The organism is Azospirillum sp. TSH100 (genome assembly GCF_004923295.1).
GTDB lineage: Bacteria > Pseudomonadota > Alphaproteobacteria > Azospirillales > Azospirillaceae > Azospirillum.
Window position 1 is genome coordinate 204834 of the sequence record NZ_CP039634.1, and the last position, 13650, is coordinate 218483.

The following is a 13650-nucleotide window of genomic DNA, read 5'->3' on the forward strand; positions in this document are numbered from 1 at the left end:
GCAGCCGCTATTTGCGGTGACCGCCACCCCACGGATGCACGCATTCCAAATGGAGCGCTCCGGGTGGACACTCTCCGAAGAGATCCGGATTTCGGAGGGACCGCCCGTGCCCGACACACATCCCATCCCGAGCGCAGCCCAGGCCGCGCAATCCCTTGCCGACCAGTCCCTTGCCGAACGCCGGCAGGCCCTTGCCACACGCTTCCAGAAGGCGCGCGCCCGCACCGCCGAACTGGTCGCCACCCTGTCGCCGGAAGACCTGATGGTGCAGACCGTTCCAGACGGCGCACCGGCAAAATGGCACCTCGCCCACACCAGCTGGCTGTTCGAGGTCGCGGTGCTGATCCCGTTCAACCCCGGCTATCGCCCTGCCGACTCGGTCTTCCTCGACCTGTTCGCGGCCAGCGGCAATGGCGGCCCCCCGCCGCCCCGGATGCTGTCTCGCCCAACGGCGGCCGAGATCATGCGCCACCGCGATCAGATCAACGCCGCGGTGCTGCACCTGATCGATGGCATCGACGATGCTCTGTGGAACCCGACCGAATCGGCGCTTATGATGACCATCGCCCATGAGCGGCGCCACCAGGAGCGACTGCTCCTGCACATCAAGCACGCGCTGTGGAGCAACCCGCTTCGTCCGGCCTACGAACAGCCCCCCGATCATCCGCATCTGGGCGCCCCGCCCGACGGCTGGCTGGAGCAATCCGGCGGTCTCGTCGAGGTCGGCCGATCAGAGCCGCTGCCTGGATTCGACCATGAAAGCCCACGCCACCGCGTCTGGCTGGAGCCCTACCGGCTGGCGGCCCGTCCGGTGACCTGCGGCGATTTCCTGGCTTTCATCGAGGCCGGCGGCTACCGCGACCGTTCCCTTTGGCTGTCCGACGGCTGGGAAATCGCCAGGGCCGAAGAATGGAGCGCACCGCTCTATTGGGAGCGCGGCGCCTCCGGGTCAGGCAATGACTGGCAGGTCTTCACCCTCTACGGCATGCAGCCGCTCGCCCCCGACGAGCCGGTCTGCCATGTCAGCTGGTACGAGGCCGACGCCTATGCCCGCTGGCTCGGCAAGCGTCTGCCGCGGGAGGCGGAATGGGAAGTGGTCGCCGCCGGCTGCGGCAGCATGGGCAACCTGCTGGGCACCGGCCACCGACATCCCCGCGCCGGCACGTGCCACGGTACCGGGCCCTGGCAGATGTGCGGCGACGTTTGGGAATGGACCGGCGATGCCTTCACGACATATCCCGGCTACCGTCGCCCCCATGGCGGGGACAAGGGAGTCCCGGACGAGGCCGTCAATGGCCGGCTCGCGAGCAACCGCATGGTATTGCGCGGCGGCAGCTGCCTCACCCCCTTCGACCATGCCGGCCCCTGGACACGCCATTACCTGCGGCCGGAGTCCCGGCTGTCGATGAGCGGGTTCAGGCTTGCGGAGGATGCGTAAGTGACACCCGCGCGCCGCCGCCGGCGATCAGCGCCCGTGCCTGCCCCTGGGTGACGATCCCGCGATCCGTCAACCGGGATATCAATGCCACGGCAAGTTCGGCCTGGAACAGCGCTTCTCCCTGCGGACCTTTACGCGAATGACGGGGCAAAGCCAAAGCGTCCGCCAGACGGTCCGGCGACGCGCCTGCCAAGGCCGGGTCGAGGGCTCCCGCCAGCGCGCCGAGGTCGAGCGATGGGGGCAACGCCGGATCGGCAATACCACCCTGGGCTGCCGATCGTGCCAGTGCCGCAAGGCCTAGGTCGACACCGATACCGACGGCGATGCAATTGTGCAGAGCCTCCTGGATCGCCGGCCACACCGCAGCGAACGGGCGTTCGCCCGCCACCATGGCGGTGTCGATTCCGTGACGGGCCGTTGCCGAGGCCGGCACCGGATCGACGGGATCGATCAACAGGGTGAGCGACACCGTCGGAAAGATCCGCGATCCGACCAGCCGGACAGTGCCGACCGCGATCACCGGACCGTCGTCAGGCTCTTCACCCGCCGTCGCCACCCAAAGCGCCACGAATGGCAGTGCGGCCAGCGGCTCCTCGTCGCCGAGCGGGGTGGCAAGCTGGGCTGGGCGCAGGCTGAGCGTGCGCTTGCCGCTGAGACCGGCGGCATGGGCCATGCCGCGGGCGGGGAAGGACAGCAGCGTCCCGGCGCTCAGCCCCAGATCAGCCACCCGCGCCGACAACTCGCCATCTTCCGTCCGGCGCAACACGGCAGTGACGGGAGCACCGCTGCCGCGCGCCCGCTCCATGGCGCGGGCCAGATCGTCGCGCTGCAGGGACTTGCCGATGTCGGCCCCCTCCTCCACCGCCAGCAGACGGGCGGCGGCGGGATTCAACTGCTCCACCCGCCCCTGCTCGTCGAGGATCAGCAGCGGATCGTCGGACAGCACCAGCGCCGCCCGCAAGGCACGGTCCATGCGCCCACCGCCCAACGGACCATTCCCCAGCGGGCCATCAGCCAGCCCATTCCCCCCGCCACGGGCGAGACTCGCCGCCTCGGCCAGGCGCGCCAATTCGCCGCCCCGCCCGCCGGACAGGGGTTCAAGGTCGATCCGGGAACGGGCGCCCGACAGGCGGTCGGACAGGCGGCCGAGATCGCGGAAATGGCGCGACAGGCGCGAAAAGACGAACCACACCGACAACAGGCCGAGTCCGCAAATCGCCAGACCGCGGGTGAAGGCGGTGCGGTCATCCGCCGCCAGCTGGGTGATCTCCACACCCAGAAAGACCAGCGCGGCGGCCGCCACCGCCAGCCCCAACATCACCACGCGCCAAACGCCGCCCTTCATCGGGCCGTCTCCCCGTCATTGTGCCCGGACTCTAGCGGGCGAAACGGAAACGGAGAAGGCGCGCGCGTGTTCAGTTCATGACGATGTGCCACGCATGGGCGAGACGCGATCGAGTCGGCCACTGCCCGTTCGAGTGACCACGGACAGGAACGGTTCGGGGGATGGAATGATAGGGGCGCTCGGATCAAGCCTGACGACGATGTCGATGAACAAGTCCTTGAGGTCGCCCGAGTCGAGGCAGTTTGCCCCACTTTTGTCCCGGCTCGACTTCGCCTCCCAGGCGTTTTCAAAGTCGAGATCACGCTTCCTGCGAGCCGCAGTGGGGTTTCCCCTTTCTTGCCGCTCGCGCGAATTTGGATTACCGCCTTTGCGTAAAATACATAACAACTTGCGCCGCGATTTTTGCTGTCGCTCTGCTGCATTTCCTGGTTTGCCTGCTTGTCGGATGATGCTAAGAGTAATGCATCCAATCAAAACACCCCTTTCCGCATAGGCAATTGCTTGGGAGGCCGGCAATGACTTTGGTCTATCGTCCCCTGCCCTATGGCGGGCACGAAGACCGGCGGACGGGTCGTCACCTGCTTCTGGTGGTCGCCCTGATCCTTGCCATTCCGACCGCGCTGGGTGCCGGCTGCACCGTCGATGCCCTGCGCAGCTATGCGGTGGAAGCCCGACTGTCACAGGCGGTCGATGCCGCCGCGCTGGCCGGCGGGCGCGTGATGTTCGATTCGCAACGCGATGGGCACATCCGAAGTTTCTTCGACAAAGCCTTTCCCAACGGATTCCTGGGCTCGAACCTGTCGCCCCTGACGATTGCCGAAGATGCCGCCGCCGGCACCCTGACGGTCAGCGCCCATGCCACCGTCAACGCCATCTTCCTCCGCCTGTTCGGCAAGAAGGAAGTGACGGTGGAAGCGCAATCCATCGTTCGCCGCAGCCAGCACGTCCGCAGCAAGCTGCAATAATCCCCCGCTCCTGAGCATGTCGCATCGTCGATTCGCGATGCTCGCATTCGCGGAATGCAGCCCGCCGTCTTCGCAACTGCGGTAGAAGGGACGCAGCGCGCCCCTTCCCTCGGAGTCCGCGATGCTCGGAACCCTGACGCTCCTGCTTCTTTGCCAATTGGCTGGTGAGTTGGCCGCCCGCCTGCTGCATATGCCGATTCCCGGCCCGGTGCTGGGCATGCTGCTGCTGTTTGCCGGCCTGCTGCTGCGTGGCGGCGTGCCGGACACTGTGCAGGACACGGCGGGCGGGCTGCTGCGCCACCTCTCCCTGCTGTTCGTGCCGGCCGGCGTCGGGGTGATGGTCCATGTCACCCGCCTGGAGACGGAGGCGCTGCCAATCGTCGTCGCCCTGTTCGGCAGCACGCTCTTCGGTATCGCGGTAACGGCGAAGCTGATGGCTTTCCTGCTGAGCCGCACCGATCCGCGTTTGGAGGAGGAGCAAGCGGCAGAAGAGCCGGCCAAGGGAGACAGGGCATGAGCGCCGACCTTCACCAGATCTGGGTCTATCTGTCGGCAAGCCCGCTGGCCGGGCTGACGCTGACGCTGGTCGCCTATCAGATCGGCTTGTGGATTTTCGAGAGGCTGGGCCGGCGCCCGGTGCTGAACCCGGTGCTGATCGCCGTTGTCCTGATCGCCGGCACGCTCAGCCTGTCGGGCATCGACTACCGCACCTATTTCGACGGCGCGCAGTTCGTCCATTTCCTGCTGGGTCCGGCCACCGTGGCGCTCGCCATTCCGCTCTACAACCAGTTCCAGGAGGTCCGTCGCTCGGCTCTGGCGCTGGTGGTGGCGCTGCTGGCGGGGTCGGCGGCTTCGGCGCTGAGTGCCGTGGCGTTGGTCTGGGCGTTCGGCGGCAGCAAGGCGACGATCCTGTCGATGGCGCCGAAATCCGTCACCTCCCCTATCGCCATGGGCGTGTCGGAGCAGATCGGCGGACTGCCGTCGCTGACTGCGGTGTTCGTCATCATCACCGGGATCGTCGCCGCCAGCCTGGGCACCTGGGTGCTGAACCTCGTGCGGGTGAAGGACTGGCGCGCGCGCGGTTTTGGGATGGGTGTGGCGGCGCACGGCATCGGCACCGCCCGCGCCTTGCAGGTCAACGAGGTGGCGGGCGCCTTCGCCGGGCTGGGCATGGGGCTGAACGGGCTGGCGACGGCGCTGCTGCTGCCGACACTGTACCATTTGTTTTGGGGCTGACGCCCGGGCTGATCTGGGGCAGGCACCGGGCGATGGTTGGTGCATCCCGCAGTCCGTTTTTCGCCAATCCAGGCTTGACAGCCATGCCGCACCTGCGCACAGTGCGCCCCATGAACACCATCGACCGTCAGAACGCCCTTCTTCGACTTCTCGGCCCGGCGCTTTAAGCGTCCGGGTTTGTCGCGTTCGCACACCATTTCCATCGGTCGAAGTGTCTGTTCCATGAGCGATGTTTTCAAAGGCGCCTCCATCGGCGTCGCCCGGCCGGGGCCGGGACTGCGACTTAGCAGCGGTCGCTGAGCCACATCCGGCGGCTCCGCGGCCGTACCCCTCGCCGGTCCCTCCGCCTTTCAAAATCCGATCCGCCGCCCCCGCCCGCACAGAACAGCGAGAGCCCGGGGCCGCCACTGGAGCCGAACGACGCCATGAGCACCGCGACCCAAACGAACGCTGGTATCCCGACCCTGCCGAAGTCCCCGTCCAAATACGCCCCCTTCCCCCAGGTGAAGCTGACCGACCGCCAGTGGCCGTCGCGCACCCTGGACAAGGCGCCGATCTGGTGCTCGGTCGACCTGCGCGACGGCAACCAGGCGCTGATCGAGCCGATGGGTCCGGACCGCAAGCGCGCCATGTACGAACTGCTGCTGCGCATGGGCTTCAAGGAGATCGAGGTCGGCTTCCCCGCCGCGTCGCAGACCGATTTCGACTTCTGCCGCGAAGTGATCGAGCAGGGCAAGATCCCCGACGGCGTCACCATCCAGGTGCTGACGCAGTCGCGTGAGGAGCTGATCCGCCGCACCTTCGAGGGCATCAAGGGCGCCAAGCGCGCCGTTGTCCACCTGTACAACTCCACCTCCGAATTGCAGCGCCGTGTGGTGTTCGGGCTGGACCGCCAGGGCATCATCGACATCGCCGTCGCCGGCACCAAGCTGGTCAAGCAACTGGCCGCCGAGACGCCGGAGACCGAGATCGTTCTGCAATATTCGCCGGAGAGCTTCACCGGCACTGAACTGGACTTCGCGGTCGAGATCTGCGAGGCGGTGATGGAGACCTGGGGCGCCACGCCCGACAACAAGGTCATCCTGAATCTGCCGGCCACGGTCGAGATGTCGATGCCCAACGTGCATGCCGACCAGATCGAGTGGTTCTGCCGCAACCTGAAGAACCGCGAATCGGCGATCATCTCGCTGCACCCGCACAACGACCGCGGCACCGGCGTGGCCGCTGCGGAAATGGGCCTGCTGGCCGGCGCCGACCGCGTCGAAGGCACCCTGTTCGGCAACGGCGAGCGCACCGGCAACGTCGACGTCGTCACGCTGGCGCTGAACATGTTCACCCAGGGCGTCGACCCGGAATTGAACATCGACGACATCAATGAGATCGTCCGCGTTTCCGAATACTGCACGCAGCTGCCAGTCCATCCGCGCCACCCCTATGCCGGTGAACTGGTCTTCACCGCCTTCTCGGGCTCGCACCAGGACGCCATCAACAAGGGGCTGAAGGCGCTGAGCAAGTCCAACACCGGCAAGTGGGAGGTCCCGTACCTGCCGATCGACCCGCAGGACCTGGGCCGCAGCTATGAAGCGGTGATCCGCATCAACAGCCAGTCCGGCAAGGGCGGCATCGCCTATGTACTGGAGAAGGACTACGGCCTGCAGATCCCCCGCCGCCTGCAGATCGAGTTCTCCAAGGTCGTCCAGCGCGTCGCCGACGAGACCGGCAAGGAGCTGTCGCCCGCCGACATTCACGCCGCCTTCAAGGCCGAGTATCTGGACGCCGACACACCGCTGGAACTGGTCGAACATTCGACCGAGCCGCGCGGCCCCAACTCCGGTGCCCGCGCCATGAGCGTGGTGATGCGCCGCAACGGCGAGATCATCACCACCAAGGGCAAGGGCAACGGCCCGATCGACGCCTTCCTGGACGCCCTGCGCCAGGGCTGCGGCACCGACCTGCACGTCGTCGACTACCGCGAGCACGCCATCGGCTCCGGCGAGGACGCCCAAGCCTGCGCCTATGTCGAGGTGAAGACCGGCGAAAAGACCCTGTTCGGCGTCGGCATCGACGCTGACATCGTCACCGCCTCGCTGCGGGCTCTGGTGAGTGCCGCCAATCGGGCGACGCGGTAAGCAGCACTGCGGCCCTCTCCCGCCTGCTCTCACGAGCGGAAGGAAGAGGGCCATTAACTTGCCCCCACGCGCCTCCCCGCCTATAAGTCCCCACGAAACGCGTCGAGCAACAGCGGACAGCGCTATGATCGTGGTCACCGGCGGGGCCGGCTTCATCGGGTCCAACCTTGTCGCGGCTCTGGCTGCGCGCGGCATCACCGACGTGGCGGTCATCGACCGCTTCCGTGACGGCGAAAAGTGGCAGAACCTCGCCAAGCGCGAGGTCGCCACGCTGGTGCCGCCGGAACAGACGCTGGCCTTCCTCGACCAGCATGCCGCCGAGATCGACACCGTCTTCCATCTTGGCGCCATCTCCGCCACCACCGAGCGGGACGTCGACAAGATCGTCGCCAACAATGTGGCGCTGACGCTGGACCTGTGGCGCTGGTGTTCCTGGCGCGGCTGCCGGCTGATCTACGCCTCCTCCGCCGCGACCTATGGCGACGGTTCCGCCGGGTTCGACGATGACGGTTCCTGCGACGGGCTTGCGCGGCTGCGGCCGCTGAACGCCTATGGCTGGTCCAAGCATCTGGTCGACCGCCGCGTCGCCCGCGCCGTCGCCGGCGGCGACCTCGTGCCGCCGCAATGGGCCGGGCTGAAATTCTTCAACGTCTACGGTCCCAACGAAGCCCACAAGGGCGACATGATGAGCGTGGTCGCCAAGCTGCACCCGCAGCTGACGGCCGGCGAGCCGGCGCGCCTGTTCAAGTCGCACAAGGACGGCTTCGAGGATGGCGGCCAGCTGCGCGACTTCATCCATGTCGACGATTGCGTCGCCGTGATGCTGTGGCTCTACGATCATCCCGAGGTCAGCGGCCTGTTCAATGTCGGCACCGGCAAGGCGCGCAGCTTCAAGGATCTGGCGCTGGCGACCTTCGCCGCCCTGGGGCTGCCCCCCCGGATTGAGTACTTCGATATGCCCGGGCATCTGCGCGGCAAATACCAATATTTCACGCAGGCGACGACGGATCGCCTGCGCGCCGCCGGGTTCGACCAGCCTTTCACCGAGCTGGAAGAGGGTGTCCGGCGCTATGTGCAGGATTTCCTGTCCCAGCCCGACCCGTATCGCTGACCGGAGTTCCCATGCTCGCCACCCTTCCCGTCGTGGCCTTCCCCACCATCGACCCGGTCGCCTTTTCCCTCGGCCCCATCGTCGTCCGCTGGTATGCGCTGGCCTATCTCGCCGGCTTCGTGCTGGGCTGGCGCTATTGCCTGGGGCTGGCGCGGCTCGACCCCGACCGGCGGCCGAACCCCGAGGAGTTCGACGACTTCCTGACCTGGGCGGTGATCGGCACCATCCTGGGCGGGCGGCTCGGCTATGTGCTGTTCTACAACCTGCCCTATTATCTGGAAAATCCGCTGGACGCCGTGCAGGTCTGGCATGGCGGCATGTCCTTCCATGGCGGCATGGTTGGCGTGCTGACCGCGATTGCGCTGTTCTGCTGGCGCCGCGGCATCTCGCCCTTCGTCTTCGGCGACATCATCGCCGCTTGCGCCCCCATCGGCCTGTTCTTCGGCCGCATCGCCAACTTCATCAATGGCGAGCTGTATGGCCGACCGGCACCCGATTTCGCCTACGCCATGGTCTTCCCACGCGATCCGCTCCAGGTGCCGCGCCACCCCAGCCAGCTTTACGAGGCTGCGCTGGAGGGCGTGGTTCTGTTCATCCTGCTGGCGATCGCCATCCGCAGCCCGGCGCTGCGCAACCGGCCGGGCACGATCGGCGGGCTGTTCCTGATCGGCTACGGCCTGTCGCGCATCACGGTGGAGTTCTTCCGCGAACCCGATCCGCAGCTGGGCTTCCTGTTCGCCGGCGCCACAATGGGACAGCTGCTGTCGCTGCCGATGGTGGCGATCGGCCTGTGGCTGGTCCTGCGCGGCCGGCGCCATGCCATCCCGGCCTGACGCCATGGCGGAGGAAAGCGCCGGCCCGGATACGCTCGCCCATCTGCTGGCCCGCCGCATCGTCATGGATGGCCCGATCAGCGTCGGCGCCTTCATGGCGGAGGCGCTGGGCCATCCGCGCTTCGGCTATTACATGCGCCGCGACCCGTTCGGCAAAGGCGGCGACTTCACCACCGCGCCGGAAATCAGCCAGATGTTCGGCGAGCTGGTCGGGCTGTGGTGCGTCGACAGCTGGGCGCGGCTTGGCGGTCCCGGCCCCTTCCATCTGGTGGAGCTGGGTCCGGGGCGCGGCACTCTGATGGCCGACGCGCTGCGGGCTGCGGCGGTGCTGCCGCTGTTCCGCGACAATGCGACCGTCCATCTGGTGGAGACCAGCCCGGCCCTGCGGGAGCGGCAGCGCCAGACGCTCCAGCCAATAGTCGGCGATGCAATCCACTGGCACGATCGGCTGGAGGATGTGCCGGACGGCCCGACCATTCTGATCGCCAATGAGTTCTTCGACGCCCTGCCGATCCGTCAGGTGCAGAAAACGAACTATGGCTGGTTCGAGCGGCTGGTCGATGTCGAGCCCGACAGCACGGAGGACGCCCCGCGCTTCCGCTTCGTGCTGGAGGCCTTCGGCAGTTCCGGCAACCGGCTGGTGCCGGAGGCTCTGCGCGATGCGCCGGACGGCAGCGTGGTCGAGGTGTCCCCCGCCTCGCAGGCGGTGGCACGGCTGATCGGCAGCCGGCTGGCCGAGGCCCCCGGCGCGGCGCTGGTCATCGATTACGGGTATGTCCAGGGTCCGGCGGTCGGCGACACGCTCCAGGCGATGCGCCGCCATGCCTACGCCGCCGTGCTGGAGGCTCCGGGCGAGGCCGACCTGACGGCCCATGTCGATTTCGCCGCCATCGCCGGCGCGGCGCGGGAGGGCGGCGCCCAATCCTTCGCGCCGGTCGAACAGGGGGAGTGGCTGACCCGGCTCGGCATCCGCCAGCGGGCGGCCGCCCTGACGGCGAAGGCCAATCCGGCGCAGGCGCGGGACATCCGCGGCGCGCTGGACCGCTTGATCGATCCTGCGCAAATGGGCAGGCTGTTCAAACTGGTGGCGCTCGCCACGCCCGGAGCTTTCGCCGACGCCCCGCCGGCCGGCTTCTGACCGGCGGACGCGCGAACCGGTTAGAGACACAGCACCATAACCGCCATCAAGACAATCCCGGCGGACCGTGCATCGCGGCCACCAGCCCTGTTGGGCGGTGAAGGGCCACAGAACAGGGAAGGACGGCGTTCGTGATCACACTCGGCGCGCTGAACGACATCACGCACATCCGACATGCGTTTTTCACCCGTACCGGCGGGGTTTCCACTGGACTCTACGCCTCGCTGAACTGTGGGCTGGGGTCCAGCGACTCCGCCGCGGCCGTGCATGAGAACCGCGCCCGCGCCGCCGCCCGCATGGAGGTGGCGCCCGGCAACCTCATCACCTGCCATCAGGTCCACAGCCCAACCTGCGTTGTGGTTGAAGAGCCGTGGACGCCGGAGACGGCGCCGAAAGCCGACGCGATGGCGACCCGGCAGCCGGGAATCGCACTGGGCATCCTGACCGCCGACTGCGCACCGGTCCTGTTCGCCGACAGCAAGGCGCGGGTGATCGGTGCCGCCCATGCCGGCTGGAAGGGTGCCAAGGGCGGCGTCATAGAGGCGACCGTCGCCCGCATGGTGGAACTGGGCGCCAAGCCGAACCGCATCGTCGCCTGCATCGGCCCCTGCATCGCCCAGCGCTCCTACGAGGTGGGGCCCGAGTTCCCCACACCGTTCGAGGAGGAGGACGCGCGCAACCGCGACTATTTCGCCCCCGCCCGCAAGCCCGGCCATTTCCTGTTCGATCTGGCCGCTTATGTCACGCGCCGGCTGGGCGACTCCGGCGTCACGGTGATCCAGCGCTGTCCCAACGACACGGTGGCGGAGGAGGACCGCTTTTTCAGCTACCGCCGCTCCTGCCTTCGTGGAGAGCCCGATTACGGCCGCGGCCTTTCGGCCATCGTCCTACAGAACTGAACAGGACCAGGCGGGCGTCCGCTCCATCGATGGTCATGCCGCCTGCGCAGGGCGGCATTCCCCAATGGGGAAAGACCCGACCGTCATGGAACGTTTACACGGGGCCGGCCCTTTGTTATGGTCCGCCCCGTTTTCAAGGGGCGCCGGCGCGCAAGCGGCGAACGTGCCTTGAGCCGTTTCCCTGCAAAGAGAGCCGACCCCGATGAAGGTGCTTGCCGGCAACAGCAACCGTCCGCTGGCCGAGGCGATCTCCACCTGTCTCGGCGTGCCGCTGACGAAAGCGAGCGTGCGCCGTTTCTCCGACATGGAGGTTTTCGTCGAGATCCTGGAGAACGTGCGCGGCGAGGACGTGTTCGTCGTCCAGTCGACCTCGGCTCCGGCCAACGACAATCTTATGGAACTGCTGGTGACGATCGATGCGCTTCGGCGCGGGTCGGCCCGGCGCATCACGGCGGTCATTCCCTATTACGGCTACGCCCGGCAGGATCGCAAGACCGGCCCGCGCACGCCGATCTCGGCCAAGCTGGTCGCCAACCTGATCACCCAGGCCGGCGCCAACCGCGTGCTGACGATGGACCTGCACGCCGGTCAGATCCAGGGCTTCTTCGACATCCCCACCGACAATCTGATGGCCGCTCCGGTCTTCGAGAAGGACATCCGCCAGTCCTTCGAGAGCATCGACGAGATCACCATCGTGTCGCCGGACGTCGGCGGCGTGGTGCGCGCCCGCGCGCTGGCCAAGCGCCTGGACGCCGATCTGGCGATCATCGACAAGCGGCGTGAGCGCGCCGGCGTGTCGGAGGTGATGAACATCATCGGCGACGCCAACGGCCGCCGCTGCATCCTGATCGACGACATCGTCGACTCGGGCGGCACGCTGTGCAACGCCGCTGTCGCGCTGATGGAGGCCGGCGCCAAGTCGGTCCACGCCTTCTGCACCCACGGCGTCCTGTCGGGCGGGGCGGTCGCCCGCGTCGCGGTATCGCCGCTGGAACAGTTGGTCACCACCGACAGCATCCAGGCGACGGAGGCGGTGCGCGTGTCGCGCAATATCCGCCAGCTGACCATCGCCCCCCTGCTCGCCGAAGCCATCATGCGCATCAGCGAAGAGCGGTCGGTGTCGAGCCTGTTCTCCTAAGAACGGCTGTTCTTCAGAAAGGGCCCTTTCCCGGTGGGAGAGGGCCTTTTTTACTGCGTGCTGGCAACTTTCATCCCCCGCCCAGCCCATGGAAGTCGTTCGCCGTCACCTGCCCGCCGGTGGCGGCGGCGATGCGGGCCATCACGGCGGGACGGGGAACGCGGCGGCCATGGCGGTAACGGTTGACCGTCGCCTGACTCGTCCCGATCAGGGCGGCAAAGGCCTCTTCCTTGGTGGCGGTCCGGGTAAGCCAGTCATCGAGCGTCATACCGCAATGGTTTAGACCAGGGCGGCTTCTGCGCGCAACTGGATTTATTCCATCGAGATGGACTTTCCAAAGCCGTTTTGGTATGAACGGCCCATGACCACAATGCGCGAACTGCGGCAGGCCGCCGGACTGAGCCAGGAGAAGCTGGCCGAGTTGGCGGGCACCTCCCAGCCTCAGATCAACAAGCTGGAGACCGGCCAGCGCAAGATGACCGTCGACTGGGCGGTGAAGCTTGCCGGTCCGCTGGGCGTCGAGCCGGCGGTCCTGCTCGGCCTCGATTTGCCGGCGGCCTCGGGGACCGCGGCACGGCCTGCCCGGCCGCCGCTTCCCCCGCTGCTTCGGGCCGCGGCGGTTCCGCAGGTCCCGGCCACCGCGTCGATGCCGGTGCGGGCGGCGGCACGCGGCGGGGTGGACCAGGAGATGTTTCTGGAAGATGGCCCCATCGACTGGATCGCCCGTCCCGACTATCTGAAGAACGCGCGCGATCCGTACGCCATGTATGTCGTCGGCGAGTCGATGATGCCGCGCTTCCGGCCCGCGCAGCTTCTGCACGTCAATCCGCACAAGCCCCCGGCGCCGGGGGCCGGGGTGGTGATGGTCAAATGCAACAAGGCCGTGCTGGTGAAGGAGTTCGTGCGGCGTGGTACCGATGTCGTGATCCTGCGGGAATACCGACCGGCAGACCGCGAATTCTCCGTGCCGCTCGAGGAAATCGACACCCTCCACACCGTGGTCGGCTTGCAGGAGCCCTAACTCCCATACCGTTCCGGTATCAGCTTTTCCTGGCCGATATAATCCATATTGGATTATTCCTTGCCCGACGATGCGCCGGATACGCCAGCGCACCTTCGCCGAACGAGGAGACATCGCCATGCCCCGGCTTTACCCCCGCTTCCATCCCGGCCCGTCGGCTGGTCGGCTCGATAGCTTCAGCGAGCGCGGCGCCCGTGAGCTGGCCCGGCGAATCCGCGCCGCCTGGGCCAACATCGGCTGGGATGTGGAGGTTCGGGTCGAACATATCTCCAGCGAGGACATCGGCGACGGCCGCAGCATCGCCCACTTCACCGTGCGCAGCGACCTGATCAACGGCCTGCCTCAACGCCGGCTGGAACAGGCGACGCAGACTCGGCCGCGCGCCGCCTGATGCGTT

The 13650-nt window shown here is 67.3% G+C and carries 14 protein-coding genes; 12 read left to right on the forward strand and 2 right to left on the reverse strand.

The window, feature by feature from the left end; translation table 11 throughout:
* Nucleotides 1–106: 106 nt before the first annotated feature.
* The gene (gene egtB / locus E6C72_RS01020) at nt 107–1438 is read left to right on the forward strand and encodes an ergothioneine biosynthesis protein EgtB (RefSeq protein WP_247876081.1); all 1332 of its coding nucleotides are present in this window, start codon (nt 107–109) and stop codon (nt 1436–1438) included.
* Here egtB and E6C72_RS01025 read toward each other — a convergent pair.
* On the reverse strand, nt 1416–2783 hold the full coding sequence (locus E6C72_RS01025) for a PAS domain-containing protein (RefSeq protein WP_109444167.1): 1368 nt from the start codon (nt 2781–2783) through the stop codon (nt 1416–1418). The two genes, egtB and E6C72_RS01025, sit on opposite strands and share 23 nt — an antisense overlap.
* Before the next feature lie 515 nt (nt 2784–3298).
* Here E6C72_RS01025 and E6C72_RS01030 point away from each other — a divergent pair.
* From E6C72_RS01030 to E6C72_RS01070, 9 genes are all read left to right on the forward strand, one after another.
* Nucleotides 3299–3748 carry a pilus assembly protein TadG-related protein gene (locus tag E6C72_RS01030; RefSeq protein WP_109444168.1) on the forward strand — a complete coding sequence of 150 codons (450 nt, stop codon included), beginning with the start codon at nt 3299–3301 and terminating at the stop codon, nt 3746–3748.
* A gap of 121 nt (nt 3749–3869) precedes the next feature.
* Complete coding sequence (locus E6C72_RS01035; RefSeq protein ID WP_109444169.1) at nt 3870–4265, forward strand: CidA/LrgA family protein; 396 nt, start codon at nt 3870–3872, stop codon at nt 4263–4265.
* Nucleotides 4262–4984, forward strand: a complete 723-nt coding sequence (locus E6C72_RS01040; RefSeq protein WP_109444170.1) for an LrgB family protein — start codon at nt 4262–4264, stop codon at nt 4982–4984. Before E6C72_RS01035 ends, E6C72_RS01040 begins: the two co-directional genes overlap by 4 nt.
* A gap of 425 nt (nt 4985–5409) precedes the next feature.
* Nucleotides 5410–7113, forward strand: coding sequence for a 2-isopropylmalate synthase (gene leuA, locus E6C72_RS01045; protein WP_109444171.1), 1704 nt, complete (start codon nt 5410–5412; stop codon nt 7111–7113).
* A 124-nt stretch (nt 7114–7237) separates the two neighbouring features.
* Nucleotides 7238–8224, forward strand: coding sequence for an ADP-glyceromanno-heptose 6-epimerase (rfaD, locus tag E6C72_RS01050; RefSeq protein WP_109444172.1), 987 nt, complete (start codon nt 7238–7240; stop codon nt 8222–8224).
* An 11-nt stretch (nt 8225–8235) separates the two neighbouring features.
* Nucleotides 8236–9057, forward strand: a complete 822-nt coding sequence (gene lgt / locus E6C72_RS01055; protein WP_109444173.1) for a prolipoprotein diacylglyceryl transferase — start codon at nt 8236–8238, stop codon at nt 9055–9057.
* The gene (locus E6C72_RS01060) at nt 9041–10195 is read left to right on the forward strand and encodes a class I SAM-dependent methyltransferase (protein ID WP_247876082.1); all 1155 of its coding nucleotides are present in this window, start codon (nt 9041–9043) and stop codon (nt 10193–10195) included. Before lgt ends, E6C72_RS01060 begins: the two co-directional genes overlap by 17 nt.
* Before the next feature lie 131 nt (nt 10196–10326).
* A complete protein-coding gene (gene pgeF / locus E6C72_RS01065) occupies nt 10327–11094 on the forward strand; it encodes a peptidoglycan editing factor PgeF (RefSeq protein ID WP_109444175.1) in 768 nt (255 codons plus the stop codon).
* Between the two features lie 202 nt (nt 11095–11296).
* Complete coding sequence (locus E6C72_RS01070; RefSeq protein WP_109444176.1) at nt 11297–12232, forward strand: ribose-phosphate pyrophosphokinase; 936 nt, start codon at nt 11297–11299, stop codon at nt 12230–12232.
* Between the two features lie 70 nt (nt 12233–12302).
* Here the strand turns inward: E6C72_RS01070 and E6C72_RS01075 are convergent, their stop codons facing one another.
* Nucleotides 12303–12500: a helix-turn-helix transcriptional regulator gene (locus tag E6C72_RS01075; protein WP_109444177.1), complete on the reverse strand. Its 198-nt coding sequence runs from the start codon at nt 12498–12500 to the stop codon at nt 12303–12305.
* Between the two features lie 93 nt (nt 12501–12593).
* On the opposite strand from E6C72_RS01075, the gene E6C72_RS01080 reads away from it, so the two are divergent.
* Together E6C72_RS01080 and E6C72_RS01085 are read left to right on the forward strand one after the other, a co-directional pair.
* On the forward strand, nt 12594–13253 hold the full coding sequence (locus E6C72_RS01080; RefSeq protein ID WP_109444178.1) for a LexA family transcriptional regulator: 660 nt from the start codon (nt 12594–12596) through the stop codon (nt 13251–13253).
* Between the two features lie 118 nt (nt 13254–13371).
* Complete coding sequence (locus E6C72_RS01085; protein ID WP_109444179.1) at nt 13372–13644, forward strand: hypothetical protein; 273 nt, start codon at nt 13372–13374, stop codon at nt 13642–13644.
* Nucleotides 13645–13650 lie beyond the last annotated feature (6 nt).